Annotated in this window: 25 protein-coding genes; 9 read left to right on the forward strand and 16 right to left on the reverse strand. The window is 71.4% G+C overall.

Annotated features, from left to right (window positions below):
- Positions 1-470 precede the first annotated feature (470 nt).
- From ACHBTE_RS07485 to argH, 4 genes are all read right to left on the reverse strand, one after another.
- Entirely contained in the window at positions 471-1,994 is a 1,524-nt protein-coding gene (locus ACHBTE_RS07485; protein ID WP_394722674.1) for an MFS transporter, read from the reverse strand.
- Positions 1,991-2,542, reverse strand: a complete 552-nt coding sequence (locus ACHBTE_RS07490) for a TetR/AcrR family transcriptional regulator (RefSeq protein ID WP_394722676.1) — start codon at positions 2,540-2,542, stop codon at positions 1,991-1,993. Before ACHBTE_RS07490 ends, ACHBTE_RS07485 begins: the two co-directional genes overlap by 4 nt.
- A gap of 143 nt (positions 2,543-2,685) precedes the next feature.
- The gene (locus ACHBTE_RS07495) at positions 2,686-3,657 is read right to left on the reverse strand and encodes an aldo/keto reductase (RefSeq protein WP_394722677.1); all 972 of its coding nucleotides are present in this window, start codon (positions 3,655-3,657) and stop codon (positions 2,686-2,688) included.
- A gap of 82 nt (positions 3,658-3,739) precedes the next feature.
- Positions 3,740-5,170: an argininosuccinate lyase gene (gene argH / locus ACHBTE_RS07500; RefSeq protein ID WP_394722679.1), complete on the reverse strand. Its 1,431-nt coding sequence runs from the start codon at positions 5,168-5,170 to the stop codon at positions 3,740-3,742.
- A gap of 446 nt (positions 5,171-5,616) precedes the next feature.
- Here argH and ACHBTE_RS07505 point away from each other — a divergent pair, with 446 nt between their 5' ends.
- The 4 genes from ACHBTE_RS07505 (at position 5,617) to ACHBTE_RS07520 (ending at position 9,368) form a co-directional block, all read left to right on the forward strand.
- Complete coding sequence (locus ACHBTE_RS07505) at positions 5,617-6,204, forward strand: pyridoxamine 5'-phosphate oxidase family protein (RefSeq protein ID WP_394722680.1); 588 nt, start codon at positions 5,617-5,619, stop codon at positions 6,202-6,204.
- Positions 6,205-6,335: 131 nt separating this feature from the next.
- On the forward strand, positions 6,336-7,718 hold the full coding sequence (locus ACHBTE_RS07510) for a ferric reductase-like transmembrane domain-containing protein (protein WP_394722681.1): 1,383 nt from the start codon (positions 6,336-6,338) through the stop codon (positions 7,716-7,718).
- Positions 7,719-7,768: 50 nt separating this feature from the next.
- Entirely contained in the window at positions 7,769-8,572 is an 804-nt protein-coding gene (locus ACHBTE_RS07515; protein WP_394722683.1) for an FMN-binding protein, read from the forward strand.
- Entirely contained in the window at positions 8,565-9,368 is an 804-nt protein-coding gene (locus ACHBTE_RS07520) for an FAD:protein FMN transferase (RefSeq protein ID WP_394722684.1), read from the forward strand. The genes ACHBTE_RS07515 and ACHBTE_RS07520 overlap by 8 nt, the downstream gene beginning before the upstream one ends.
- A 105-nt stretch (positions 9,369-9,473) precedes the next feature.
- Here ACHBTE_RS07520 and ACHBTE_RS07525 read toward each other — a convergent pair whose 3' ends face one another.
- From ACHBTE_RS07525 to argC, 5 genes are read right to left on the reverse strand one after another with little or no spacing between them, the layout of a single operon-like run.
- Complete coding sequence (locus ACHBTE_RS07525) at positions 9,474-10,019, reverse strand: arginine repressor (protein WP_394722686.1); 546 nt, start codon at positions 10,017-10,019, stop codon at positions 9,474-9,476.
- A gap of 19 nt (positions 10,020-10,038) precedes the next feature.
- On the reverse strand, positions 10,039-11,244 hold the full coding sequence (locus ACHBTE_RS07530) for an acetylornithine transaminase (protein ID WP_394722687.1): 1,206 nt from the start codon (positions 11,242-11,244) through the stop codon (positions 10,039-10,041).
- Entirely contained in the window at positions 11,241-12,152 is a 912-nt protein-coding gene (argB, locus tag ACHBTE_RS07535; RefSeq protein WP_394722688.1) for an acetylglutamate kinase, read from the reverse strand. Before argB ends, ACHBTE_RS07530 begins: the two co-directional genes overlap by 4 nt.
- Positions 12,149-13,300 (reverse strand): bifunctional glutamate N-acetyltransferase/amino-acid acetyltransferase ArgJ, encoded by a 1,152-nt coding sequence (argJ, locus tag ACHBTE_RS07540; protein ID WP_394722689.1) that lies wholly within the window; start codon positions 13,298-13,300, stop codon positions 12,149-12,151. Before argJ ends, argB begins: the two co-directional genes overlap by 4 nt.
- Positions 13,297-14,325: an N-acetyl-gamma-glutamyl-phosphate reductase gene (gene argC, locus ACHBTE_RS07545; RefSeq protein ID WP_394722690.1), complete on the reverse strand. Its 1,029-nt coding sequence runs from the start codon at positions 14,323-14,325 to the stop codon at positions 13,297-13,299. Before argC ends, argJ begins: the two co-directional genes overlap by 4 nt.
- A gap of 341 nt (positions 14,326-14,666) precedes the next feature.
- On the opposite strand from argC, the gene ACHBTE_RS07550 reads away from it, so the two are divergent.
- Positions 14,667-15,110, forward strand: a complete 444-nt coding sequence (locus ACHBTE_RS07550) for a DUF6314 family protein (RefSeq protein ID WP_394722692.1) — start codon at positions 14,667-14,669, stop codon at positions 15,108-15,110.
- On the opposite strand, the gene ACHBTE_RS07555 is transcribed toward ACHBTE_RS07550, so the two are convergent.
- The 3 genes from ACHBTE_RS07555 to ACHBTE_RS07565 form a co-directional block, all read right to left on the reverse strand.
- A complete protein-coding gene (locus tag ACHBTE_RS07555; protein ID WP_394722693.1) occupies positions 15,092-15,685 on the reverse strand; it encodes a histidine phosphatase family protein in 594 nt (197 codons plus the stop codon). The genes ACHBTE_RS07550 and ACHBTE_RS07555 overlap by 19 nt on opposite strands.
- A gap of 128 nt (positions 15,686-15,813) precedes the next feature.
- Positions 15,814-16,254 carry a GNAT family N-acetyltransferase gene (locus ACHBTE_RS07560; protein WP_394722695.1) on the reverse strand — a complete coding sequence of 147 codons (441 nt, stop codon included), beginning with the start codon at positions 16,252-16,254 and terminating at the stop codon, positions 15,814-15,816.
- 63 nt (positions 16,255-16,317) lie between these two features.
- Positions 16,318-17,760, reverse strand: coding sequence for a PLP-dependent aminotransferase family protein (locus ACHBTE_RS07565; RefSeq protein WP_394722696.1), 1,443 nt, complete (start codon positions 17,758-17,760; stop codon positions 16,318-16,320).
- Between ACHBTE_RS07565 and ACHBTE_RS07570 the strand changes: the two genes are divergently transcribed.
- Together ACHBTE_RS07570 and ACHBTE_RS07575 are read left to right on the forward strand one after the other, a co-directional pair.
- Positions 17,759-18,748, forward strand: coding sequence for a DMT family transporter (locus tag ACHBTE_RS07570; RefSeq protein ID WP_394722697.1), 990 nt, complete (start codon positions 17,759-17,761; stop codon positions 18,746-18,748). The genes ACHBTE_RS07565 and ACHBTE_RS07570 overlap by 2 nt on opposite strands.
- 93 nt (positions 18,749-18,841) lie before the next feature.
- Complete coding sequence (locus ACHBTE_RS07575) at positions 18,842-19,039, forward strand: DUF1918 domain-containing protein (protein ID WP_394722699.1); 198 nt, start codon at positions 18,842-18,844, stop codon at positions 19,037-19,039.
- Positions 19,040-19,066: 27 nt separating this feature from the next.
- Here the strand turns inward: ACHBTE_RS07575 and ACHBTE_RS07580 are convergent, their stop codons facing one another.
- Positions 19,067-20,329 carry a glycoside hydrolase family 10 protein gene (locus ACHBTE_RS07580; protein ID WP_394722700.1) on the reverse strand — a complete coding sequence of 421 codons (1,263 nt, stop codon included), beginning with the start codon at positions 20,327-20,329 and terminating at the stop codon, positions 19,067-19,069.
- A 193-nt stretch (positions 20,330-20,522) separates the two neighbouring features.
- Between ACHBTE_RS07580 and ACHBTE_RS07585 the strand changes: the two genes are divergently transcribed.
- Positions 20,523-21,395, forward strand: a complete 873-nt coding sequence (locus ACHBTE_RS07585; protein WP_394722701.1) for a 3-hydroxybutyryl-CoA dehydrogenase — start codon at positions 20,523-20,525, stop codon at positions 21,393-21,395.
- A gap of 193 nt (positions 21,396-21,588) precedes the next feature.
- Positions 21,589-21,846 carry a hypothetical protein gene (locus ACHBTE_RS07590; RefSeq protein ID WP_394722702.1) on the forward strand — a complete coding sequence of 86 codons (258 nt, stop codon included), beginning with the start codon at positions 21,589-21,591 and terminating at the stop codon, positions 21,844-21,846.
- A gap of 42 nt (positions 21,847-21,888) precedes the next feature.
- On the opposite strand, the gene ACHBTE_RS07595 is transcribed toward ACHBTE_RS07590, so the two are convergent.
- From ACHBTE_RS07595 to ACHBTE_RS07605, 3 genes are all read right to left on the reverse strand, one after another.
- Positions 21,889-22,443 carry an NUDIX hydrolase gene (locus tag ACHBTE_RS07595; protein ID WP_394722703.1) on the reverse strand — a complete coding sequence of 185 codons (555 nt, stop codon included), beginning with the start codon at positions 22,441-22,443 and terminating at the stop codon, positions 21,889-21,891.
- Between the two features lie 86 nt (positions 22,444-22,529).
- Positions 22,530-23,870, reverse strand: a complete 1,341-nt coding sequence (locus ACHBTE_RS07600) for a transcriptional regulator (RefSeq protein ID WP_394722705.1) — start codon at positions 23,868-23,870, stop codon at positions 22,530-22,532.
- Positions 23,871-24,143: 273 nt separating this feature from the next.
- A complete protein-coding gene (locus ACHBTE_RS07605; protein ID WP_394722706.1) occupies positions 24,144-25,190 on the reverse strand; it encodes a PP2C family protein-serine/threonine phosphatase in 1,047 nt (348 codons plus the stop codon).
- Positions 25,191-25,317 lie beyond the last annotated feature (127 nt).

Here is a 25,317-nt window from a genome sequence, read left to right on the forward strand (position 1 = left end):
CGGGTAGGAGGTCGGGGGCGCGGCGGACTGTTCTCGGCTGCGGGTCCGTCGTGGCTGGTCGCGCAGTTCCCCGCGCCCCTGGAAGGACGTCGACACCAGGCACGCCACTGACTCGGCAGCCCCGCAGCCGAGAAGGCCGTGCACTGTTCTCGGCTGCGGGTCCGTCGTAGCTGGTCGCGCAGTTCCCCGCGCCCCTGGAAGAACGTCGACACCAGGCACATCCCTGGCTCGGCAGCCCCGCAGCCGAGAAAGCCGTGCACTGTTCTCGGCTGCGGGTTCCGTCGTGGCTTGGCGCGCAGTTCCCCGCGCCCCTGCAAGGACGTCGACACCAGGCACGCCACTGGCTCGGCAGCCCCGCAGCCGAGAAGGCCGTGCACTGTTCTCGGCTGCGGGTCCGTGCCGGCTTGGCGCGCAGTTCCCCGCGCCCCTGGAGGGATCGGACGCGGTCCCGAAAGCGGTGGATCGAGGCCTCAGGCCGCGTTCTCCAGCCGTTGGCCTCGCAGCAGGAACCACGCTGCCACCGCCGCCGCGAGCAGTACGGCCGCACCCGCTCCCGCCGCCAGCGCGAGGCCGTCGACGAAGGCGCCGCGGGCCGCGTCCAGCATCGTCTGCGAAGCGTGGGCCGGCATCCCTGCCGCCGCTTCCACCGCGCCGCCCAGTGACTCATGGGCCTCGGCCGGGGTGCCCGCCGGGCCGCTGAAGTCCCGGTAGACGCCGGTCACGATCGAGCCGAGCACCGCGATGCCCAGTGCCGCGCCCAGCTCGTACGCAGTCTCGGACACCGCGGACGCCGCTCCCGCCTGTTCCTTCGGCACGGACGACAGGATCACGTCGGACGTGACCGTGAAGGAGAAGCCCGCGCCGACGCCGACCACCAGCAGGGCCGCCCCGAGCAGGGGGTAGCCGGTCGTGCGGTCGACCACCGTGAGCACGGCGAGGGCGAGGCCGATGGCCGCGAGACCGCCGGAGACGACGGCCCGCACCGAGTAGCGGCGCGCCACCCGGCCGGCGATCAGACCGGCGACGACCGCGCCGATCGCGGCGGGCAGTTCGGCCAGACCCGCCTCCAACGGACCCCGGCCCTGCACCAGTTGCAGGAACTGGGAGAGGAAGAACACCAGGCCGGACAGGCCGAGGATGGTCAGCAGGTCGGCCAGCACCGCGCCGCTGAAACCGCGGTGACGGAACAGCCGCATGTCCAGCAGCGGGGTCGGCAGGGTGAGCTGGCGGCGTACGAAGCCGTACAGCGCGGCGGCGCCCAGCAGGCCCACGGCGGTCGTGGCCCATGTGAGCCCGTGCGTGGCGGCCTCCTTGACGGCGTACACGATGCCGACCATGCCGATGAGCGACAGTGCGACGCTGATCAGGTCCCAGGGGCCGGCACTCGCGTTCCGGGATTCGGGCAGCAGCTTGCTGCCGACCAGGACCAGGACCGCCATCACGGGCAGGTTGATCAGGAAGACCGAGCCCCACCAGAAGTGTTCGAGCAGGAAGCCGCCGACGATCGGTCCGACGGCCGTACCGGCGGAGGCGGTCGCGCCCCAGATGCCGATGGCGAGGCTGCGTTCGCGCGGGTCGTGGAAGAGATTGCGGATCAGGGCGAGGGTGGCCGGCATCAGGGTCGCGCCCGCGACGCCGAGCAGCGCCCGGGCCACGATCATCATCTCCGGTGTCGTCGCATAGGCGTTGAGCACGGATATCGCACCGAACGCCGTGGCGCCGACGAGCAGGATCCGCTTGCGGCCGATGCGGTCGCCGAGGCTGCCCATCGAGACGAGCAGACCGGCGATCACGAAGGAGTAGACGTCGCCGATCCACAGGAGCTGGGTGCCGGAGGGCTTCAGGTCCTCGCTGATGTAAGGGGTCGCGAGACCGAGGACGGTCGCGTCGACGGCCACCAGCAGCACGGCGAGCACGAGGACGGACAGCGCGAGCCAGCGCCCGGGACGCTTCACCGCCTCGGTCGCGCCGGCCGGCTGCAAGGTGCTGGTCATGATTCCTCTCTCCGAAGTGCGCCGCCGAGCAGCAGCTCGACGATCATGTGTGGGAAGTCCTTGGGCGCGCCCTTGCCGCTGTGCACCAGCCAGGCGCCGGAGGCCATCAGCCCGTACAGCGCCTCGGTGAGCCACACCGGGGTGAGGTCGATACGGAACTCGCCGCTCAGCTGTCCGCGCCGGAACAGGGCGGCGATGCGGTCGTCGATCCGGGTCCAGCCCGCGTTCTGCTCCTCGCCCTCGAACAGCTGGTTCTCGGTGTAGAGGAAGGCGAGCAGTCCGGCGGCGGGCTCGACCTCGCGCACGAGACGGCGTACGGCGTCGGTCGCGGTGCCCGAGTCCAGGTCGGCCGCGTCCAGCGCGGCCTCGCACTCGGCGATGCCGAGCGACTCCAGCGCCCTCACGAGCGCGTCGCGCCCGGCGAAGTGGCGGTGCAGCGTGGCCCGGCTGATCCCGGCGCCCTTGGCGACCTCGTCCATGGTCGCGGTGGCTTTGCGGGTCAGCAGGGCCGCGGCGGTGCGCAGTACGTGATCACGGTCGACGGCCATGAGACAAGGGTAGCGCATGTGAGACATTGATGTCTCACAGTAGGCATGTGCGACTCAGATCCGGCGTACGTCGCCCCCGAGTCCCGTCGCCGATCAGCGGGGTCTGCGTCAAGTGAAGCAGCGGGGCGCCGCCCGTGCCGTGCTCAGTGCCAGGGCAGCTGCCCGCGCCGCTCCCAGTACGCGCCCGGCTCCTCGGCCAGCGAGCCGAGCCGCTCCAGCTGGGACTCGTCGAGGTCCACGGCGGCGGCGTGCAGATTGGACACGAGCTGGACGGTCGTCGCCGCACCGGAGAGGACCACACCGGCCCACGGCTCGCGCAGGATCAGGGCGAGCGAGACGGCGTCGCAGCCCAGACCCGTCTCCTGCGCGACGGCCTTCAGCGCGGCCGGCGCGTACGGGTCCGCGAGCCGCCCATTGGCCATTCCCTCCTTGACGATCACGGTGAGCCCGGCGTCGTGCGCCTCGGCGAGGGCGGGGCCGGCCGAGGTCTCCAGGGCGTTGTACGTCGACTGGACGGTACGGAAGAGGGGCTCGCCGTCGACCGTCACGGCGAGGGCGGCGCGGATCGCCGCCGCTTGGGCGGGGCCGCTGGTGGAGAAGCCGATCGTCAGGCCCTCGGCGGCGGCTTCTGCGAGCCTGGCGTGGAGGTCCTTGTCGGTGAGGGCGGGGCTGTCCGGGGTCACCGAATGGATCTGGTAGAGGTCGAGACGGGTGCCGAGGAGGGCGTCGGACTCGGCGCGCTGACGCTCGTAGGCCTGGAGGGTGTGCTCCTTGACCTCGTGCTTCTCGGCGTCGGTGGACCAGCCGGCGGTGTAGGTGTATCCCCATTTGCTGCCCACGACGATGTCGTCGAACGAGGGACGGGCGTTCAGCCACTCGGCGAGGAACTCCTCGGAGCGGCCGTAGGAGCGGGCGGCGTCGAAGTAGCGGACGCCCTGGGCGTAGGCGGCGTCGAGGAGTTCGTGGGTGCGGGTGCGCAGCGCCTCGACGCTGCGGTTCTCCCCGAGATCCTGGTCTCGGCCGAGGTTGATGTAGCCGGGGCGGCCGACCGCGGCGAGGCCGAGGCCGATGTGGCAGGTGGGAGTTGTCGCTGCGGCCAGTCGGGCGAAGGGCATCGCGGGCTCCGTTTCGGTCGGCTCCGGTACGGCTTCCGACCAACCTAACCCGCGATGACCTTGACGGCAGAGGGCGTCGCCGTCAGCCCTGCCTGGCCGCCGCCCACTCGTGCTGCACCGCCACGTCCTGCTTCACCTCGGCCAGTTGGACGGCGACCGCGCTCGGCGCCGTACCGCCACGGCCGTTCCTGGAGGCCAGCGCGCCCGGCACATTGAGCACCGTCCGCACCTCCGGCGTCAGATGGGCGCTGATCTTCGCGAACTGCTCGTCCGTCAGGTCGTCCAGCTCCTTGCCCTCGGCCTCGGCGACCTTGACGCACTCGCCGGCGACCTCGTGCGCGACGCGGAAGGGCACGCCCTGCCTGACCAGCCACTCGGCGATGTCGGTGGCCAGGGAGAAGCCGGCCGGAGCCAGTTCCTCCATGCGCTCGCGGTGGACCGTGAGCGTGGCCATCATGCCGGTGAAGGCCGGCAGCAGGACCTCCAGCTGGTCGATGGAGTCGAAGACCGGCTCCTTGTCCTCCTGGAGGTCGCGGTTGTACGCGAGCGGCAGGGCCTTGAGCGTGGCCATGAGACCCGTCAGGTTGCCGATCAGGCGGCCCGACTTGCCGCGCGCCAGCTCCGCGATGTCCGGGTTCTTCTTCTGCGGCATGATCGACGAGCCCGTCGAGAACGCGTCGTGCAGGGTCACGAAGGAGAACTCCTTCGTGTTCCAGATGATGACCTCCTCGGCGATCCGGGAGAGATTGACGCCGATCATCGCGGTGATGAAGGCGAACTCGGCGACGAAGTCACGGGAGGCCGTGCCGTCGATCGAGTTGGCGGCGGAGCCGTGTTCGAAGCCGAGGTCCTTCGCCACCGCCTCCGGGTCCAGGCCGAGGGAGGAACCGGCCAGGGCGCCCGAGCCGTACGGGGAGACGGCCGTCCGCTCGTCCCACTGGCGCAGCCGCTCGGCGTCCCGGGACAGGGACTGGACATGGGCGAGGACGTGATGGGCGAAGAGCACCGGCTGGGCGTGCTGGAGGTGGGTGCGCCCGGGCATGGCCACGTCCGGGTGGGCCTCGGCGAGGCCGATCAGCGCGTCCTGGAGGTCGGCGATCAGACCGCCGACGATCCGGGCGTGGTCGCGCAGATACATCCGGAAGAGGGTCGCGACCTGGTCGTTGCGGGACCGGCCGGCGCGCAGCTTGCCGCCGAGGTCGGGGCCGAGGCGCTCCAGCAGGCCGCGCTCCAGGGCGGTGTGGACGTCCTCGTCGGCGATGGTGCCCACGAAGGAGCCGTCGGCGACGTCCGCCTCCAGCTGGTCGAGCCCGGCGGTCATCCGGGTCAGCTCGCCCTCGGTGAGCAGCCCCGCCTTGTGCAGCACGCGCGCGTGGGCACGCGACCCGGCGATGTCGTACGGCGCCAGCCGCCAGTCGAAGTGGACGGACGCGGACAGCTTGGCCAGGGCCTCGGCGGGACCGTCGGCGAAACGGCCGCCCCAAAGCCGTACGTCACCGCTGTTGCTGCTCACTCGCTGCGCTCCTTGGGAGGTTCCGGGTGTGGCACCGCCTCCCCGTGGCGTGAACGGGGAGGCGGTCGTCAGGTTAGTGCGTCGCGGGCTCCGCGCCCTGGACGCGCGCACCCCTCTCCTGCATGAGTATGCAGTGCAATGCATGATTCGTCAAAAGGCAGGGAGGTTCCCCACCCCTTTGAACGCCGACAGCAGCCCTCCCGTACCTCTCCTCACCGAACGCAGGCATCGAGACCGCCGTCGGCCCGCGCGAGTGCCGAGCCCGCGGGACCGGAGGCGTTCGCCGCCTGCACGCCGACCGAGGGGCGTGACAGGCAGCCATGGCCGCCCCGTTGGCACGCCGGCCGGGGCGGCCATGGTGACGCGGGCCGTGGGACCGGCGAGCACACTCTCGTTTCTTCTAATTCTTTAGACAAACGAACAATCGACGTCCATACTCGGTGGACGTGGGAAAAACTTATGAACGCATAGACGGCAGGCTCCGCACGTTCATCGAGGAGCAGCCCATCTTCTTCACGGCGACCGCTCCCCTCGACGGGGACGGGACGGTCAACCTCTCCCCCAAGGGCCTCAAGGGCTCCTTCGTCGTCCTCGACGAACTCACCCTGGCCTACCTCGACTTCGCCGGGTCCAACGCCGAGACGGTGGCTCATCTGCGTGAGAACGGCCGGATCACCCTCATGTGGTGCGCCTTCCAGGGGCCGCCCAACATCGTCCGGGTGCACGGCCGCGGCGAGGCCGTCCTGCGCGACGACCCACGGTTCGCGGAGCTGCTCGGGCACTTCCCCGACATCGACCCCTCCCTGCACGGCCTGCGCGCGATCATCCTGGTGCGGGCCGAACTCGTCCGTGACTCCTGCGGGTACGCGGTGCCCCTCATGACGTACGAGGAGGACCGCGACCTGCACGCCAGGCGGTTCGCGCGCGAGGACACCGAGTCGCTGAGCGCGTACTTCGCCAAGAAGCAGCACATCGCGACCAGCCTGGACGGCCTGCCCGGCCTGCCGCTGCCCCTCCCGCCTGCGAACGTCTGAGACACGCGCCCCGATCCGCACACCACCGAGCACACGACACACCGCACAACTGAACACACGGACCGCCCCGCGCGTATCTCTGGGCCGAGGGACCACGTCGATCGCCCCTTGCTCCCGTCCCCGGAGGAACCGTGACCACCACGCTCGCAGGCGGCCGTGCCGCCCGCCGCCAGACGATGCGCCGCATCCGACCGCGCCGCTCCCCGGCCGTCCCGCTGGTGATCGCCCTATGGGCGGGCGCCGCGGCGGTGTTGTGGCTGTGGTGGGACAACACGCCCTCCCTCGCGGACAACACCGCCAAGATCCTGGCCGCCGGGCGGATCACCGGTCTGCTCGCCGGCTATCTGATGGCGCTCGTCGTGCTCCAGATGGCCCGGGTGCCCGCCCTGGAGCGACGGGTCGGCTCGGACCGGGTGGCGCGCTGGCACGCGATGAGCGGGCGGTACACCGTGTGCCTGGTCATCGCCCATGTCTTCCTCACCATGTGGGCGTACGCGCTCCAGGCGGGCAAGACGCTCGGGGACGTCGTCCAGCAGACGATCGACTCGGTCAACACGCTGCCGGACATGGGCAAGGCGGCCATCGGCACCGGGCTGCTGTTCGTCATCGCGTTCATCTCGATCGGGGGCATCCGCCGCCGTATCCCCTACGACAGCTGGTACCACGTGCACCTGCTGACGTACGCGGCGGTGTACCTGACGTTCTGGCACCAGATCACCACCGGCAACGAGTTCGCCGTCGAGCCGGCCGCGAAGACCTTCTGGTACGGGCTGTACGGAGCCGTGACCGCGCTGGTCGTCTGGTACCGGATCCTCACCCCGATCCGCCTCAACCTGCGGCACCGGATGTATGTCGAGGCGGTCATCGAGGAGACGCCGGGCATCGTGTCGGTGCTGATCGGCGGGCGCAAGCTGCACCGGATGGGGGCGGAGGCCGGGCAGTTCTTCCGGTGGCGGTTCAAGGCGCCGGGGATGCGGTTCAGTTCCCACCCCTATTCGCTGTCGGCGGCGCCCCGCCCGGACATGCTGCGGATCACGGTGAAGGCGATCGGCGACCACACCTCCCGGCTGCGCGATCTGAAGCCCGGCACCAAGGTCTGGGCCGAGGGCCCCTACGGCGCGCTGACCGCCCAGCGCCGCAGCCGCGGCAAGGTGCTGCTGGTGGCGGGCGGCGTCGGCATCACGCCGATGCGGGCCCTGTTCGAGACGCTGCCCGGCGCGTCCGGTGACATCACCCTGCTCTACCGGGCCAACAGCACCCAGGACCTGGCGCTGTGGGACGAGCTGTCGGCCATCGCCGACGAGCGCGGCGCCCGGCTGATGTACGCGGTCAACAGCCCGGACGGGGAACGGCCCGACATCTCGGCGGAGCGGTTGCAGCAGAAGCTGCCGGACATCGACAAGCACGACGTGTTCATGTGCGGGCCGCCCGGCTTCGCGCAGTCCGTGTACGAAGCCCTGCGCGGCGCGGGTGTGCCCGCCCGCCGTATCCATCACGAGTCGTTCGAGATGTGAGCGACGGGACGTCACACCACAGATTTCGGACTTCAGGAGCTGTAGGAGCGATGAGGAAGAGTCACCCCATCCGGCGGGTCGTGCTGGCCGGCGCCGCCACCGTGTCCGGCATCGTGCTGCTGCTGTCGCTGAAACCGGCGACCGACCCGGGGTCCGCGCAGGCCGCGGGCGGCGCGGCGCCCCCCGTGGCGGCGCAGTCCCCGCAGGGCGGCGCGCAGGCGGCCGGGAGCGGCACGGTCACCGGTGACGCGGCGCAGACCCAGTACGGGGCCGTGCAGGTACGGCTGACCGTGAGCAACGGCAAGATCACCCAGGCGGAGGCGGTGCAGGCTCCCAAGGGCGGCCAGAGCGACCAGATCACCGCGAACGCCGTGCCCAAGCTCAACCAGGCGGCGGTCGCCGCGCAGGGCGCCGACATCGACGCGGTGTCGGGGGCGACGTACACCAGCGCCGGCTACGAGAAGTCCCTCCAGTCGGCCGTGGACAAGGCGAAGGCGAGCGCCGGGTCCGGGTCCCAGGGCTCAGGCTCCCAGGGCTCGGGCTCTCAGGGCTCCGGTTCCCAAGGGTCGGGCGCCGCCCAGGCCCGTACCGTCACCGGCAGCGTCGCCCAGACCCAGTACGGGCCCGTCCAGGTGCGGGTCACGGTCAGCGGCGGCAAGATCACCAAGGCCGAGGCGGTCCAGGCGCCGAGCGGCGGGCAGAGCACCAGCGTCACCAACAACGCCGTGCCCAAGCTCAATCAGGCGGCCGTGGCGGCGGGCAGCGCCGACATCGACGCCGTGTCCGGGGCGACCTACACCAGCGCCGGCTACAAGGAGTCCCTCCAGTCGGCGCTGGACCAGACCGGTGGCTGACACGGTGGCCGAGCCGGCACAAGCTCCCGCCGCGGTACGTCGTGCGGAGGAGGTCATGGGGACGGTCTTCTCCTTCGACGTCCGCGGCGGGGATCCCGACGACGTGCGGTCGGCACTGGATGAGGCGGTCGCCGGGTTGCGCCGGGTCGACGAGGTGTTCAGCACGTACCGCGACCACAGCCAGGTATCGCGGCTGGCGCGCGGGGAGCTGACCGTCGGCGAGTGCGCCCCGGAGGTCGCCGAGGTGCTCGACCTGGGCGCCGTGGCGGAGCGGACCAGCGAGGGCTGGTTCAGCACGTCGTACGGGGGCCGGGTGGATCCGACCGGCATCGTCAAGGGCTGGTCGGTCGAACGGGCCGCCCGCCGCCTCGCCGCCGTCCCCGGAGTGAGCGGCGTGAGCGTCAACGGCGGCGGCGACGTCCAGCTCCTCGGCCATCCGGGTGCCCAGCGGCCCTGGCGGGTGGGTGTCACCGACCCGATCCGCCCGGGCGGCCTCGCCGCGGTGATCTCCGCCGCCGGGCTGGACGAGCTGGCGGTGGCCACCTCCGGTACGGCGGAACGCGGCACCCATATCGTCGACCCGCGCACGGGGCGCTCGGCGGTGACGGACCTGGTGGCGGTGACCGTGGTGGCCCCGCATCTGACCTGGGCCGACTGCTGGGCCACGGCCGCCTTCGCCATGGGCTCCCGGCAGGGCCTGCGCTGGCTGGAGTCGCTGCCGGACGTGGAGGCCCTGCTGATCACGGGCGGCGACGAGGTGCGGTGCACGGGGGGACTGGCGTCCCGGCTCGGATGAACGGGGACGGGGGCAAGGGCAACGCCCTCGCAGGCGCGGGGAACTGCGCGCCCGGCCGCCCACCGCTCGCGTTCGGCGGACGACCGCGACCCCTGCCGCCCCCCGTCAGTGGCCGTTCTGCGCCAGCCTCAGCATGTGATCGGCCAGCGCCTGCCCGCCCGTGGGGTTCCGGCTGATCAGCATCAAGGTGTCGTCACCGGCGATGGTCCCCAGAATGTCGTGCAGCTCGGCCTGGTCGATGGCCGAGGCCAGGAACTGCGCCGCCCCCGGAGGGGTCCGCAGGACCACGAGGTTCGCGGAGGCCTCCGCGGAGATGAGCAGCTCCTGCGACAGCCGCCGCATCCGCTCCTCCTTCGCCGACTCCCCCAGCGGCGCCCGAGGCGTACGGAACCCGCCCTCGCTGGGCACCGCGTAGATCAGGTCGCCGTCGGTGTTGCGGATCTTCACCGCGTTCAGCTCGTCGAGATCCCGGGAGAGCGTCGCCTGGGTGACGCTCAGCCCGTCGTCGGCGAGCAGCTTCGCCAGCTGGCTCTGCGAGCGCACGGGCTGCCGGTTGAGGATGTCCACGATCCGGCGGTGACGTGCGGTGCGGGTCTGGGGCACGGCAGGCCCGACGGCCCCGTTGTGCTCGTGGTCGTGTGCCTGACTCATCGTCGTCTCATTCCCCGGATCATCCGTCCCCGTCGGCCGCGCCGGCCCCGTCAAGGATGCCGGGCAGGGCCTGGAGAAGCGCGTCGACCTCGTCGTCCCCGAGGTTCAGCGGCGGCATGAGCCGTACGACATCGGGGGCGGGCGCGTTCACCAGGAATCCGGCGTCCTGAGCCACCTGCTGTGCCTTGGCGGCGAGCGGCTCGGTGAGCACGATACCCAGGAGCAGTCCCGCGCCCCGGACATGGTCGATCAGCGGGTGGCCGAGTCCCTCGATCCCGTCGCGCAACTTCTCGCTCTGCCGCTTGACGTTCTCCAGCAACCCGTCGTTCGCGATGGTGTCCACGACGGCCAGTCCCGCGGCACAGGCGACCGGGTTCCCGCCGAAGGTGGTCCCGTGCTGGCCGGGCTGAAGCAGGTCCGCGGCCCGCCCGAAGGCGACGGTCGCGCCCAGCGGCAGCCCGCCGCCGAGTTGCTTGGCGAGGGTGACGATGTCCGGCAGCACGCCCTCGTGGGCCTGGTACTCGAACCAGTGCCCGGTGCGCCCGATGCCGGTCTGCACCTCGTCGAGGACGAGCAGCGCGCCGGTGGCGGCGGTGATCGCCCGCGCCGCCTTCAGATAGTCGGCCGGCGGCACCACGACCCCGAGCTCGCCCTGGATGGGCTCGATGACGACCAGTGCGGTCTCCTCGGTGACCGCGGCGGCCAGTGCCTGCGCGTCGCCGAACGGCACATGCGTGACCTCACCGGGCAGCGGCAGGAACGGCTCCCGCTTGCCGGCCTGGCCGGTCATCGCGAGGGCGCCCATCGTGCGGCCGTGGAAGCCGCCCTCGGTGGCGACGACATGGGTCCGCCCGGTCAGCCGGCCGATCTTGAACGCGGCCTCGTTGGCCTCTGCTCCGGAGTTGCAGAAGAAGACCTTGCCGTCCCGGCCGAAGAGCTGCAGGAGCCGTTCGGCGAGGGCGACGGTCGGCTCGGCCATGAAGAAGTTGGAGATGTGGCCGAGGGACGCGATCTGGGTGCTGACCGCCTCGACGATCGCGGGGTGGGCGTGGCCCAGCGCGTTCGTCGCGATGCCGCCGACGAAGTCGAGGTACTGCTTGCCGTCGGCGTCCCAGACCTTCAGGCCCTCCCCGCGCACGAGCGGGAGCCGGGGGGTGCCGTAGTTGTTCATGAGCGAGCCCTGCCACCGCTGGGCGTACTCCGCGTTCGCCGTGGTCCCGGTCATCCGGCAGCCCCCTCAGATGCGTCCGGCACGACCATCGTGCCGATTCCTTCGTCGGTGAAGATCTCCAGCAGGATGGAGTGCTGCACCCGGCCGTCGATGACGCGCGCGGTCTGCACGCCGCCCCGCACGGCGTGGAGGCAGCCCTCCATCTTCGGGACCATCCCGGCGCTCAACTCCGGCAGCAGCTTCTCCAGTTGGGAAGCGGTGAGGCGGCTGATCACCTCGTCGGAGTTCGGCCAGTCCTCGTAGAGGCCCTCGACGTCCGTGAGGACCATGAGGGTTTCGGCGCCCAGCGCGGCAGCGAGTGCCGCAGCCGCCGTATCAGCATTGACGTTGTAGACATGGTGGTCGTCCTGGGAACGGGCGATCGACGAGACGACGGGAATCCGGCCGTCGGCCAGCAGGGCCTCGATCGCGCCCGTGTCGATGTCGGTGATCTCGCCGACCCGTCCGATGTCGACGAGCTCGCCGTCGATCTCGGGCTGGTGCCGGGTGGCGGTGATGGTGTGCGCGTCCTCGCCGGTCAGGCCGACGGCGAGCGGGCCGTGCTGGTTGAGCAGCCCGACGAGCTCGCGCTGCACCTGTCCGGCCAGCACCATCCGTACGACGTCCATGGCGTCCTCGGTGGTGACGCGCAGGCCGGCCTTGAACTCGCTGACGATGCCGTGCCTGTCGAGGGCGGCGCTGATCTGCGGGCCGCCGCCGTGCACGACGACGGGCTTGAGGCCCGCGTGGTGCAGGAACACGACGTCCTGGGCGAAGGCGGCCTTCAGGTTCTCGTCGATCATGGCGTTGCCGCCGAACTTGATGACGACGGTCTTGCCGTTGTGCCGCACGAGCCAGGGCAGCGCCTCGATGAGGGTCTGGGCCTTGGGCAGAGCGGTGTGCTTCCGCGTCGGATTGCTCATGAGGAGTAGGCGCTGTTCTCGTGGACGTAGTCGGCGGTGAGGTCGTTGGTCCAGATGGTGGCGGTCTCGGCGCCGGCGGCGAGGTCGGCGACGATGTGCACCTCGCGGTAGCGCATGTCGACCTTCTCGCGGTCCTCGCCCACGCCGCCGTTCTTGCACACCCATACGCCGTTGATGGCCACGTTCAGTCGGTCGGGCTCGAAGGCGGCGGCGGTGGTGCCGATCGCGGAGAGCACCCGGCCCCAGTTGGGGTCCTCGCCGTGGATGGCGCACTTGAGGAGGTTGTTACGGGCGATGGAGCGGCCCACCTCGACGGCGTCGTCCTCGGTCGCGGCGTTGATCACCTCGACCTTGATGTCCTTGCTGGCGCCCTCGGCGTCCCGGATCAGCTGCTGGCCGAGGTCGTCGCAGACCGCGCGGACGGCTTCGGCGAACTCCTCGTAGGCCGGGGTCACTTCGGCGGCGCCGGAGGCGAGCAGCAGCACGGTGTCGTTGGTCGACATGCAGCCGTCGGAGTCGACGCGGTCGAAGGTGACCTTGGTGGCGGCGCGCAGGGCCTTGTCCAGGACGTCATCGCCGAGGTCGGCGTCGGTGGTGAGGACGACCAGCATGGTGGCGAGTCCGGGGGCGAGCATCCCCGCGCCCTTGGCCATGCCGCCGACGGTCCAGCCGTCCTTGGTGACGACGGACGTCTTGTGGACGGTGTCGGTGGTCTTGATGGCGATGGCGGCCTTCTCACCGCCGTGCTCGGAGAGCTGGGCGGCGGCGGTCTCGACGCCGGGCAGCAGCTTGTCCATCGGCAGCAGCACGCCGATCAGGCCGGTGGAGCAGACGGCCACCTCGATGGCGCCGCGCCCGAGCACCTCGGCGGTCTTCTCCGCGGTCGCGTGGGTGTCCTGGAACCCCTTCGGCCCCGTACAGGCGTTGGCGCCGCCGGAGTTGAGGACGACAGCCGACACCTGGCCGCCCTTGAGCACCTGCTCGGACCACAGCACGGGGGCCGCCTTCACACGGTTGGAGGTGAAGACACCGGCGGCGGCGCGGCGCGGCCCGGTGTTGACCACGAGGGCCAGGTCCGGGTTGCCGTTCTCCTTGATTCCGGCGGCGATGCCCGCGGCCGTGAATCCCTTGGCTGCCGTGACGCTCAAGGCGCGACTCCGATCGTGGAGAGCCCGGTGGTCTCGTCGAGACCGAGGGCGAGGTTCATGCTCTGGACGGCACCGCCCGCGGTGCCCTTGGTCAGGTTGTCGATGGCGCTGATCGCGATGATGCGGTTCGCTGCCGCGTCGTACGCGACCTGCACCTGAACGGCGTTCGAACCGTAGACGGACGCCGTGGCGGGCCACTGCCCCTCGGGGAGCAGATGGACGAAGGGCTCGTCGGCGAACGCCTTGTCGTAGGCGGCGCGGACGGACTCGGCGGTGACGCCGTCCTTCGCGGTCGCGCTGCACGTGGCGAGGATGCCACGGGGCATGGGGGCGAGTGTCGGGGTGAACGAGACGCGGACCCGCTCCCCCGCCGCCGCGCTGAGGTTCTGGATCATCTCCGGCGTGTGCCGGTGGCCGCCGCCCACGCCGTACGGCGACATGGAGCCCATGACCTCGCTGCCCAACAGGTGCGGCTTGGGCGCCTTGCCCGCGCCGGAGGTGCCGGAGGCGGCGACGATCACGGCCTCGCGCTCGGCCAGACCGGCGGCGTAGGCCGGGAACAGGGCGAGCGAGACGGCCGTCGGGTAGCAACCGGGCACCGCGATGCGCTTGGACCCCTCCAGCGCGGCGCGGCCACCCGGCAGTTCGGGGAGCCCGTAGGGCCAGGTGCCGGCGTGCGGGGAGCCGTAGAAGGTCTCCCAGTCTGCCGCGTCCTTCAGCCGGAAGTCGGCGCCCATGTCGACGACGAGTACGTCCGGGCCGAGCTGCTCGGCGACCGCGGCGGACTGCCCGTGCGGCAGCGCGAGGAAGACGGCGTCATGTCCGGCGAGGACCTCGGCGGTGGTCTCCTGGAGTATCCGGTCGGCGAGCGGCAGCAGGTGCGGCTGGAGCGCGCCGAGACGCTGTCCGGCGTTGGAGTTGCCGGTCAGGGCGCCGATCTCGACCTCGGGGTGCGCCAGGAGCAGACGCAGCAGTTCCCCGCCCGCATATCCGCTCGCTCCGGCCACTGCCGCACGTACCGCCATGGAATCCTCCTCCTCGATGGCATGACTATACGTTTCTCCGCACGTTTATGCAATCTTGTCGACCACCGCTTGTCGACCACCGGACTGCGACGGCTATCCGGAGCGAGGCGATCCGGCTTTGTCCGGGCCATGCCCATCCACCAGTGTCCCCGGGCGCATGATCAGGAGATCACAGCAAGCGGAGGACATGGCTGAAAAAGGCGGTACGCCGGAGTGGTGCCACAACGCGTGCGGGCAGGCCCTCGCGGCCCTGGCGCTGTTCGCGGGGCTGGGCGGCGGCGAAGCGGGGGGATGTGCGTCAATGGTCGCGCGGGAACGGATACGACGGACGAGGGGGCGCGATGGGCGAGTGCCGGCCAGTGCCCGACGCACTGGACTATCTCGCCGGGGACTGGCGGGTCGAGCGGACCGTGCGGGACCTCGCGAGCGGGGAGGACGGGACCTTCTCCGGCACGACGGTTTTCAGCCCGCTGGACGGCGGCGGCCTCCTGCACCACGAGTCCGGCACGTTCGTCTGGCGGGGCGCCGCCAGAGCGGCCGAGCGGACCCTGCGCTTCCTGCCGGGCGCGGCGGACGGCACGGTGGACGTGCGCTTCGCGGACGGCCGCCCCTTCCACGACCTGGACCTGAGCACGGGGCGGCACATCGCCGACCACCCGTGCTCGGCCGACCTCTACCGGGGCGAGTTCACCGTCCGGGACGAGGACCACTGGCGCACGGTGTGGCGGGTGCGCGGCCCGGCGAAGGACCTCGTCCTGACCACCCGCTACGCGCGTGAGAGATGAGCCGGCGCTCCGTCGAGGCGGAGGTTCCAGCGGCCTGCACGGCCGGTCACGACGGTCGTCGACAGGGGCCGTACGTCGATGTTCCAGTACGTGGCGGGCGGCGCCTTCAGCGCGTACACCAGGGCGGCGCGGATCACGGATGGTTCGGCCACCGCGACGATGCGGCAGCCGTCGTCCACGGGCCGGGTGTCGAGCCAACCGCCGACCCGGGAGATGAACCCCAGCAGCGATTCACCGCCGTGCGGCGTCGCGCGCGGGTCGGCCAGCCAGGCATCCACCGCGTCGGGTTCGCGGGCCATCGCCTCGCCGAGGGTCAGTCCACGCCAGCGGCCCATGTCACAGTCGCGCAGGGCGAGTTGGACCAACGGGGCGTAACCGAGGGCGTCGCCGGTGGCACGGCTGCGCGGGGTCGGCGAGCAGTAGCGCAGCTCGGCCGCCGCCAGTGGCAGCAGCTCGCGCGCGACGCTCTGGACCTCGTCCCAGCCGGCCTGGTCCAGCGGCCGGTCGTCCTGAAAGCGCTCCGCGAGCAGCGAGGCGCTGCGCGCGGCGGCGACAAACGTGACCCGAAGTGGCATGCGTGGATGGTGTGCCGCGAAAGTGCGCAGGTCAAGAGGTGTTGTACGGGAGTCACCGAGGGTGGACGTGATCTTACTGCCGGGTCAGGACCAGGCGGACAAGTCACTGGAAAACGGCTGTTGGAGATTCAAGCACCGAAGGAGAGCGCCATCCACTGGTCCGGCTTCTCCAGCTTTGCGAACCCGAGCTTCTCGTACACCCCGTGCGCGTCGTGCGTGGCGAGCAGCACGCGCCTGACGCCGTACGGCCGCAAGCGCTCGCGCACCGCCCCGACGAGCGCCGTCCCGATGCCCTTGCCGCGCACCGACGGGTCGACGTACACATCGCACAGCCAGGCGAAGGTCGCCCGGTCGGTGACGACCCGGGCATACGCCACCTGCTCCCCCGAAACCGTCTCGTAGACACCGAAGTTCAGCGAACCGTCGATCGCCTGGTCCTGCTTCTCCCGCGCCCGTCCGATCGCCCAGTACGCGTCGGTGGACAGCCAGCGATGCACCCGCTCGCGATCCACACGGTCCGGGTCGGTGGAGATCTCGTAGCCCTCGGCGAGCGGCGGGGTGTCGGTCATACGGCGAGACTCGCAGGGCACGGGCACCGGCGTCGAGCGGTTTTGCCGGGCGGCGCCGCCCGGCTAGAGCACCTCGTCGCAGGCGGTCCGCAGTCGCCGTACCCCCTCGGTGATCTCTCCCGGCCCCGCCACCGCCGCGAAGCTCAGCCGCAGATGCCCGGCCGGTGGCTCCGCGCTGAAGTAGGGGCGGCCGGGGGTGATCGCCACCCCCGCGCGCAGGGCGGCCGAGGTCAGGGCGGCCTCGTCGGTGCCGTCGGGCAGGCGCAGCCAGAGGTGGTAGCCGCCGGACGGGATGTGCGGGAGGGCCAGTTCGGGCAGGTCGAGGCGCAGGGCGGCGGTCATGGTGTCGCGGCGGGTCTTCAGCTCCGCGGAGATGGCCCGCAGATGGCGCGGCCAGGCGGGCGAGCCGACGAGTTCCAGCGCCGCCTCCTGGAGCGGGCGCGGGACGAAGAAGGTCTCGACGACCTGGATGGCGCGCAGCCGCTCCAGCACCGGACCACGGGCGGCGAGCGCGCTCAGCCGGAAGCTCGGCGAGGTGGCCTTGGTCAGCGAGCAGACGTGGACGACGACGCCGTCGGGATCGTCGGCGGCCAGCGGAGCCGGTAGCGGCCCCGCGTCCTCGTGCACCAGCCGTCGTACGAAGTCGTCCTCGACGACGAAGGCGCCGGCCTCGCGCGCGATGCGCAGCACCTCCCCGCGCCGCTCGGGGGCGAGCACGGCGCCGGTCGGGTTCTGGAACAGCGGCTGGCAGACGAAGACGCGGGCGCCGGTCGCCCGGAAGGCGTCGGCGAGCAGGGCGGGCCGCACGCCGTCCGCGTCGACCGGGACCGGCACCGGGCGCAGGCCGGCGGCGCGGGCGATGGCCAGCATGCCCGGATACGTCGGCGACTCGACCAGCACCGGCGCACCCGGCGGGGCCAGCGCCCGCAGTGCGGTGGTCAGGGCGGACTGGCCGCCCGCGGTGATCAGCACCTCGGCGGCCGTGACGGGAGCGCCCGGACCGCCGATGCCGCGCGCGAACCACTCCCGCAGCTCCGGCAGCCCCTCCATGGGCGGCCTCCCCCACACCCCGGGCCTGCGGCCGGCTCGCGACAGCGCGGCGGCCATCGCCCGCTCCGGCTGCAACGACTGGTGCAGATAGCCACCGTTGAACTCGATCACGCCGGGTGGCGGGGCGGCCAGCGAGACCAGCACTCCGGAGGCGTCCACCGAACGCGGCACGAGCTCCGCGGCCGCGTCCGCGCTGAGCGTCACCTCCTGCCAGGAGGTGTCCCCGACGACGGTGGCCGGCGTGCGCGCCTGCGCGCGGAACGCGCCGGCGCCGGGCCGGGTGACCACCAGCCCTTCGGCAGCCAGTTGGGCGAGGGCGCGGGAGACCGTCACCGGGCTCACGCGGAATCGCTCGACGAGGGCACGGCTGGACGGGAGCTTTCCACCAGGAGAGTAGCGGTTCAGTTCCCGTCGCAGCTGATTCGCCAGTTCGTCGACGCTGCTACGCTCTTGCATGAGAGCCGAGAATAGCGCTACCAGCCCGACCGCGATAGCAGTCACCACCCCGGCCGCCGAGCACTCCGACACCGAGGCGAGCACGACGAGCACCCCGGGCAGCGCGGCCGGAGCCCTCGCCACCACCAGGCCCGCCCTGCGCGGCACCCTCCAGGCCGCTCTCGGCGTCGCGGCGTTCTCCCTGACCTTCCCCGCCACCGCATGGGGCCTGGAGGGCTTCGGCCCCTGGTCCCTGGTCGCCGTGCGCAGCGTGCTCGCCGCGCTGATCGCGGGCGGGTGTCTGCTGGCGCTGCGCGTGCCGCTCCCCGAGCGCCGGCACTGGGCCGGCCTCGCGGTGGTCGCCGCCGGGGTGGTGCTCGGCTTCCCCCTGCTCACCACGCTCGCGCTCCAGACGTCCACCACCGCCCACGCCGCCGTGGTGGTCGGCCTGCTGCCGCTGACCACCGCCCTGTTCTCCGCCCTGCGGGTCGGGTCCCGCCCCTCGCGGACCTTCTGGTTCGCTGCGCTCGTCGGCGCGGCCTCGGTGGCCGCCTTCACCGTGCAGCAGAGCGGCGGCGCCCTGACCACCGCCGACCTGTACCTCTTCGCGGCGCTGCTGGTGTGCGCGGCCGGCTACACCGAGGGCGGCCGGCTGGCCCGGGTCATGCCCGGCTGGCAGGTGGTCGGCTGGGCGGTGGTGCTGTGCCTGCCGCTGACCGTGCCGGCCGCCGCGGTGGCGCTGTCGTTCGAGCCGGTGCAGCTGACCTGGCACGGCGTCACCGGGCTGCTGTGGGTCGCGGCGGGCTCGCAGTTCCTCGGACTGGTCGTCTGGTACCGGGGCATGGCGGCCATCGGCATTCCGAAGGCCAGCCAGTTGCAGTTGGCCCAACCCCTGCTCACACTGGTGTGGTCGGTGCTGCTGCTGGGCGAGCACCTGACAGTGGCCGCCCCGTTGACGGCCACGGCGGTGCTCGTGTGCATCGCCGTGACCCAGCGGACGCGTGGCTGAGCGGGCCGTACGACCCACTTCCCACCACCGCTGCACGCCGTAGACTCAAGGCCACGGACCGCTGCTCCCGCACCGGGTGAGGAGGACCGACAGATGCGTGCAACCGTGGGCGACCAGCTTGTCCAGCACGGCAGGGTGGTCGGGCAACACGACAAGGTCGGCGAGATCGTCGAAGTCCTGGGGCAGGAGGGCAATCCTCCGTACCGCGTCCGTTTCGAGGACGGGCACGAGGGCCTGTGCTCCCCCGGGCCCGACACCGAGATCCGCCATCGGAACACGACGACCCGGTAGGTCGTCGCGCTGCTCGGCCCTGGGCCGTCAGCGTGGGAGTGTCGCCGGCTGCTGGTAGTGGTCGGCGACCACCTGCGCCATGGCCCCGATCCGGTCCGTCGCCACGTCCTTCGACGCGAAGTAGACGTGCCCGCGCGCCTCCACGTGCTTCTTGGCGAGGGTGAGGTGCCGTGACAGCTCGGCCCGGTCCTGCCATGCCGCGGGCTGCGCCGGATCGCCGGCCTTGTAGAGCGCCTCGCCGATGTAGAGCTGTGTGCGGCTGCCCCGCGCGACCTCCGCCCACCAGGGCACCAGCTTGGCGTAGTCGGCCGCCGCGAAGCCGATGTTCCAGTACAGCTGCGGGCAGATGTAGTCGATCCAGCCCTCGCGGACCCACTTGCGGGTGTCGGCGTACAGGTCGTCGTACGTCTGCACACCCGCCCTGGTGTCCGAGCCGAGCGGGTCGGTGGCCGCGTTGCGCCATACGCCGAACGGGCTGATGCCGAACCGGGTGGCGGGCCTGAGCTCGCTGATCCCGGCCGCCATCTCCCGGATCAGCTTGTCGATGTTGTCCCGGCGCCAGGCGGCCCGTGTCGGGAAGCCGCCGCCGTAGCGGTCGTAGGCGTCGGTGTCGTCGAACGCCTGGCCGGCCACCGGATACGGGTAGAAGTAGTCGTCGAAGTGGACCGCGTCGACCGGATACCGCTCGACGGCGTCCAGCATCGCCTGCCGCACGAAGGCACGGACTTCCGGCAGCCCCGGGTTGTAGTAGAGCTTGCCGCCGTACGCCACCACCCAGCCCGGGTTCCGGCGGGCGGGGTGGGTCTTCACCAGCCTGGTGGGGTCGGTGTGGTTGGCGATGCGGTACGGGTTGAACCAGGCGTGCAGCTGCATGCCCCGGGCGTGCGCCTCGGTGACGGCCGTGCCGAGCGGATCCCAGCCGGGGTCGCCGCCCTGCTTTCCGGTGAGGACCTGCGACCAGGGCTCGTACGGCGAGGGCCACAGGGCGTCGGCCGTGGGCCGTACCTGGAGCACGATGGTGTTCAGGTTGGCGTCCGCCGCGTTGTCCAGGTGGTCGATCAGTTCGGCGCGCTGCTCGGCCGCGGGCAGCCCCTGCCTGGAAGGCCAGTCCCGGTTGGCCACGGTCGCCACCCACACGCCGCGCATCTCACCGGTCGCCCGGCGCCGGTCCGGGCCGGGTCCGCCGGCGGTGGTGGCACCCGCGGGGGCCGCGCCGCCTCCCCCCACCAGTGCCGACAGAGCGGCCACCGCGAACGCCCGTCGCGACAACCGTGACTTCGGGTGCAGCATCTCTTGGTACCTCCGTTGCCGTGGTCGAGGGCCCACCCCGGGCGTCCCGTGGTCGGCCGGTCACACCCCGTGACAGTTTTTCATGAGGCACCCGAACGATCGATCACGCTGCGCCGAAGGTAACGTGCAGGTTTGGAGCAGGCGTCGAACAGCGGCGGACCTGCCGCAGTCGTGGATCAGCGAAGGGGACGATGTGACCGGCATCTCCGGAGATATTGCACGCGTCGGTGTGGTGGGCTGCGGCCAGATGGGAGCGGGCATCGCCGAGGTGTGCGCCCGCTCCGGCCTGGATGTGAAGGTCGCCGAGACCACCGGCGAGGCCCTGGAGATCGGCCGCACCCGGCTGTTCAACTCCCTGGCCAAGGCCGCCGAGCGCGGCAAGATCAGCGAGGAGGAGCGGGACGCCACGCAGGCCCGGCTCTCCTTCACCACCGACCTCGGCGAGTTCGCCGACCGCGACCTGGTGATCGAGGCCGTCGTGGAGAACGAGCAGGTGAAGACGGAGATCTTCCAGGTGCTCGACCAGGTCGTGACCCGCCCGGACGCGATCCTCGCCTCCAACACCTCCTCGATCCCGCTGGTGAAGCTGGCCGTCGCCACCTCGCGGCCCGACCAGGTCATCGGCGTCCACTTCTTCAACCCCGCCCCGGTGCAGAAGCTCGTCGAGCTGATCCCGGCGCTCACCACCTCCGAGGGCACCGTCGCCCGCGCCCAGTCCTTCGCCGAGAAGCTGCTGGGCAAGCACGCCATCCGCGCCCAGGACCGCTCCGGTTTCGTCGTCAACGCCCTGCTGATCCCGTACCTGCTCTCCGCGATCCGGATGTTCGAGACGGGCATCGCCAGCCGCGAGGACATCGACAACGGCATGGAGATGGGCTGTGCCCACCCGATGGGCCCGCTGAAGCTGTCCGACCTGATCGGCCTGGACACCGTCGCCTCGGTGGCGCAGAGCATGTACGACGAGTTCAAGGAGCCGCTGTACGCCGCTCCCCCGCTGCTCCAGCGCATGGTCGACGCGGGCCGGCTGGGCCGCAAGACCGGCTCCGGCTTCTACACCTACGGCTGATTACGGACGGTCAGATTCCGGCCAAGTACACGTGCCCGGCACCGAGATGGTGCCGGGCACGTGTCATTCGCACACCGTGTGCGCCGCGGGCTCGCATATGCCCATCGCACACTCTCCCCATGCGTCCACCAGGCGAGTTCACTTTCCCTGCGCATGCAAGGGATGACCGACGACTACGGAAAGGAGCGGACTCGTGACCGCCGATCCCGAGCATCCGGTCGTATCTGGAGAACTCGCAGAGTTACGACGTCGTCTCGACGTCGCCTACGCCCGCGTGGAGGGCGGGCTGGCTCTGCTCACGCACCGCACCGAGGAGACCGCCAAGGAGATGGACGAGCTCAACACCCGGATCAACACGCTGGAACACGCGCGCTGGCCGCTGCCCGCGGTCGCCGCCCTCACCGCCGTGGGTGCGCTCGTCGTGGCGATCTGGCAGGCGGTCGGACACTAGGGCCAGTCGTCCGGATCATGCCGGTCCGGGCGCGCGGCGTCCTCAGCGCAGGACGTCCTGGCCGTCCTGGCCCAGCCTGAGTTGGTGCAGCATCAGTAACGCGGCCGCCATGTTGGCGGCCGGGACCTCCCCGCGGGCGACCATGTCGGGGACGAGCTTGAGCGGGACCCACTCCCGGCGGTCCGACTCGAAGTCGTCCACGGGATGTCCGACGTACTCGCCCTCGTCGGCCCAGTAGATGTGGTGCCGGGCGTCGGTGAGCCCGTTGGAGGGCTCCACGCTCATGAGGTGGTGCAGGGGCCCCGGCCGCCAGCCGGTCTCCTCCTCCAGCTCCCTGGCCGCCGCGTGGACGATGTCCTCGCCGTCCTCGACGACGCCCGCCGCGAGTTCCCACCCCCAGCTGTCGGTGATGAAACGGTGGCGCCACAGGAGGAGGACCTCATTGGCCTCGTTGACCACCGTGGCCACGGCGACCGGCCGCAGCCGTATGAGGAAGTGGTCCAGGTGCCGCCCGTCCGGCAGTTCCACGTCTGCCAGGTTGACGGTGAACCAGCGGTTTTCATATACAGTTTGTTCGTTCTGTTTCGTCCACTGCACGGTTCTGCCACCTTCCGTCGAGTAAGTGGCAATATCGCAGCAGGGACTATGAAGGTGTCGCTGTACGAGTACCAGCCTGCACCGGCCTAAAGCGGTACGCGCAGTGCTCCGTCGATGAGTTCGGCGGCCTCGGCGGTGCCGGCGCAGCCGCTGCGCACCAGGTGTTCGCGTACCGCGCGGAGTCTGTCGCGCAGGCGCTGGGACTCCATGCCGCGGGCCTGTTCGGCCATCTGCACCGCGGTGGCCACCGCCTTGTCGGCGTTGCCCTGGCGCAGTTCGATGGTGCTGAGCATGGCCAGCCGGTGCACCCGTCCCCGGTCGTGGGCGGGATTGTCGACGGCGGCAGCGGCGTGCTCCCCCGCGGCGGCCAGCTCCCCGAGACTGAGCAGCGCCTCCGCCACCTGCACATTGACGAGCCCGGGCTGGACATAGCCCGTCTCGTCGGGTTCGTACCCGCGGCGGATGCGATCGGCGGCCTGTTCGGCACGCCGGATACAGGACAGCGCGCTGGTGCCGTCGCCGAGGTGGGCGTACGCCTTCGCCTGCATCGCGTACAGGTCGGAGGCGAGCGCCGGGGTGATGTGCTTGCCGGCGGCCCTGAGCGCGGCTTCCGCGAAGGCGACGGCCTGCCGGAACTCCCGCATGAACAGCGACTGGTTGACCAGCAGCGCGATCACATAGGCGCCGAGTCCCCGGTCGCCGCTCGCCTTGGCGAGCCTGAGCGCCTGGTGGAAGTAGCGCTGGGCGAGCCCGTGCGCGTCCGAGTCGTAGGCGCAGATCCCGGCGACGGCCACCAGTCCGCCCGTGGCGCGGTGCAGTTGGCGTCCGGTGGCGTCGGTGTAGCTGCCGCGCAGCAGCGGCGCGGCCTCGGCGTTGAGGAAGCCGACGATCCGGGTGCGGGTCGCTATGCCGCCGGCCTTGCGGTACATCTGCTCGTAGTGGGTGCGCGCGGCCCGCAGCATGTCGAGGTCGGCCGGGGTGACCCGGTGCCGCCCGCCGCGCGAGACGTCGACGTCCTCGGGCGGGTTCTCCCACTCCCAGACGGGCATCACGGCGGGCGTGCCGGTGACCGCGGGCGCGCCCAGGATGTGCGGACGCTGCTGCTCGTCGGAGCGCCACAGGGCGGTGGCCCGCTCCACGAACCCGGACAGCGAGGTGGTGTGCGCGGCGGCCGGATCGCCGGGGACGCCGAGGCCGATGTCGTCCAGGGTCACGGTGCGGTGCAGTCGGCAGGCGAGCACCTCGCAGATCAGGTCGGGCACCTGGCCGCGCGGGCGCTGGCCCTTCAACCACCGTGCGACGGCGGTGTGTTCGTATCTCAGCGCGAGCCCGCGTGCCCGCCCTGCCTGGTTCACGTGTGCGGCCAGCCCCGCGTGCGAGATCCCGGCCTCGTCCAGGATCGCGTCGAGCAAGGTGTTGGGCTGCATGGATGCCCCCCGGGTGGCTCGGTGCCGTCAGAGTAGTGCGAACCGCTTCACACGGGGTGTGAACGGAGTGCCCGAATCCGCAGTGTGCGCGCACTGTTGCGGAGAGTTTCGAACCGGTTGACTGAAATGCCTCGCAAGAGGCCGGCCGGGCCGCCGGCTCCCCCTCGTACAGTGCGGCGGCCCGCACCCGCGCCGTCCGCCCAGCTGCCTGCCCGACACTCCGTGGCTGGGCGGACGGCCGCCGGCGCCCCGGAGTGACCAGGGCCTGTTGCGCTAAAGGAGGTTGGTCGGCTGCGGGTCGGACGGAGTGGCTGCTCGCGCGGTTCCCCGCGCCCCGGGGGAACCGCAGTCCACCTTCGTTCGGCCGTTTTGCAGGACCAGGAGCGCCATGTCGTCCGACGGTCTGCCCTTCGTGTGGCGCAGGACGGCCATGAAGAGGGTGCGCAGGATCGTCTGCGGGGTGACCGGGTGATGGCGTACGGCTTCGGCGAGGGCCGACTGGAGCGAAAAGAACCGGCCGCGCGCGTCCCTCCCGTCCTCGACACCGTCCGTGTACAGGACGAGGGAGTCGCCGGGGAGCAGGGAGCCGCAGGGCAGCGGAGTCAGCTCGGGCGGGAGGGGGAACGGGCCGAGGGGCGGGAGGGGGTCGGTGCGGGCGAGGGGTTCGACGGTCGTGCCGCTCAGCAGATACGGCCAGGGGTGACCGCAGTTGAGGGCGGAGATCTCGCCGTCCCGGCCGATTTCCAGCAGCAGGACGGTCACGAACTCCTCCGAGGCAGGGGAGTCGCGCGACCGCTCACGCAGATGCCGGGCCAGAGCACGGTCCAGTCTGCGCAGCACCCCGTCCAGGCCGGGTTCGTCATGGACGGCCTCGCGGAAGCTGCCGAGGACCGCGGCGACCGTGCCGATGGCGGCGATGCCATGGCCGCGGACGTCGCCCATCACCGCCCGTACGCCGTGTTCGGTGGCGATGACCTCGTACAGATCACCACCGACACGGGCGCTGCGATCCGCGGAGAGCTGGGCGGCGGCGACATGCAGCCCGTCGACGCGCGTGGGCAGCGGCCGCAGCAGCGCGCTCTGCGCGGCACCGGCGACCTCGCGGACCTGCCGGAGCTCACGCAGCAGGGCCTGACGGACATGCACGATGAGCCCCGTGCCCACCGCGAAGAAGACGGCACTGGTGACGACCCGGGCGCCGAGGCCGTCCTCCTGGGCGAGCGGGCAGGCCAGCTTGTAGGTGATCGCCATCGCGCCCCAGGCGGTGGGCAACCCCCACGCGAGCAGCTTGCGGGGAACCCGACCCTTGATGCGGAACATGCCGATGGCCCCCCAATAGGCCCTGACAACGCAGACGGACCGGCCCCGAAAGGCCGGTCCGATTCTGTCGGCAGTTGGTCCGGAAGTACCGGATCACCCTGAGAAGTCACTCTATCGAGTGAGGTGA

This window comes from Streptomyces sp. M41, from assembly GCF_043673425.1.
Lineage (GTDB): Bacteria > Actinomycetota > Actinomycetes > Streptomycetales > Streptomycetaceae > Streptomyces.

Bases quoted from the DNA above. Each gene is read 5' to 3' on its own strand.
- ACHBTE_RS07485 (WP_394722674.1), bottom strand. From the start codon at position 1,994: ATGACCAGCACCTTGCAGCCGGCCGGCGCGACCGAGGCGGTGAAGCGT.
- ACHBTE_RS07490 (WP_394722676.1), bottom strand. From the start codon at position 2,542: ATGGCCGTCGACCGTGATCACGTACTGCGCACCGCCGCGGCCCTGCTG.
- ACHBTE_RS07495 (WP_394722677.1), bottom strand. From the start codon at position 3,657: ATGCCCTTCGCCCGACTGGCCGCAGCGACAACTCCCACCTGCCACATC.
- ACHBTE_RS07515 (WP_394722683.1), top strand. From the start codon at position 7,769: ATGAGGAAGAGTCACCCCATCCGGCGGGTCGTGCTGGCCGGCGCCGCC.
- ACHBTE_RS07525 (WP_394722686.1), bottom strand. From the start codon at position 10,019: ATGAGTCAGGCACACGACCACGAGCACAACGGGGCCGTCGGGCCTGCC.
- ACHBTE_RS07530 (WP_394722687.1), bottom strand. From the start codon at position 11,244: ATGACCGGGACCACGGCGAACGCGGAGTACGCCCAGCGGTGGCAGGGC.
- argB (WP_394722688.1), bottom strand. From the start codon at position 12,152: ATGAGCAATCCGACGCGGAAGCACACCGCTCTGCCCAAGGCCCAGACC.
- argC (WP_394722690.1), bottom strand. From the start codon at position 14,325: ATGGCGGTACGTGCGGCAGTGGCCGGAGCGAGCGGATATGCGGGCGGG.
- ACHBTE_RS07550 (WP_394722692.1), top strand. From the start codon at position 14,667: ATGGGCGAGTGCCGGCCAGTGCCCGACGCACTGGACTATCTCGCCGGG.
- ACHBTE_RS07555 (WP_394722693.1), bottom strand. From the start codon at position 15,685: ATGCCACTTCGGGTCACGTTTGTCGCCGCCGCGCGCAGCGCCTCGCTG.
- ACHBTE_RS07560 (WP_394722695.1), bottom strand. From the start codon at position 16,254: ATGACCGACACCCCGCCGCTCGCCGAGGGCTACGAGATCTCCACCGAC.
- ACHBTE_RS07570 (WP_394722697.1), top strand. From the start codon at position 17,759: ATGAGAGCCGAGAATAGCGCTACCAGCCCGACCGCGATAGCAGTCACC.
- ACHBTE_RS07565 (WP_394722696.1), bottom strand. From the start codon at position 17,760: ATGCAAGAGCGTAGCAGCGTCGACGAACTGGCGAATCAGCTGCGACGG.
- ACHBTE_RS07575 (WP_394722699.1), top strand. From the start codon at position 18,842: ATGCGTGCAACCGTGGGCGACCAGCTTGTCCAGCACGGCAGGGTGGTC.
- ACHBTE_RS07580 (WP_394722700.1), bottom strand. From the start codon at position 20,329: ATGCTGCACCCGAAGTCACGGTTGTCGCGACGGGCGTTCGCGGTGGCC.
- ACHBTE_RS07600 (WP_394722705.1), bottom strand. From the start codon at position 23,870: ATGCAGCCCAACACCTTGCTCGACGCGATCCTGGACGAGGCCGGGATC.
- ACHBTE_RS07605 (WP_394722706.1), bottom strand. From the start codon at position 25,190: ATGTTCCGCATCAAGGGTCGGGTTCCCCGCAAGCTGCTCGCGTGGGGG.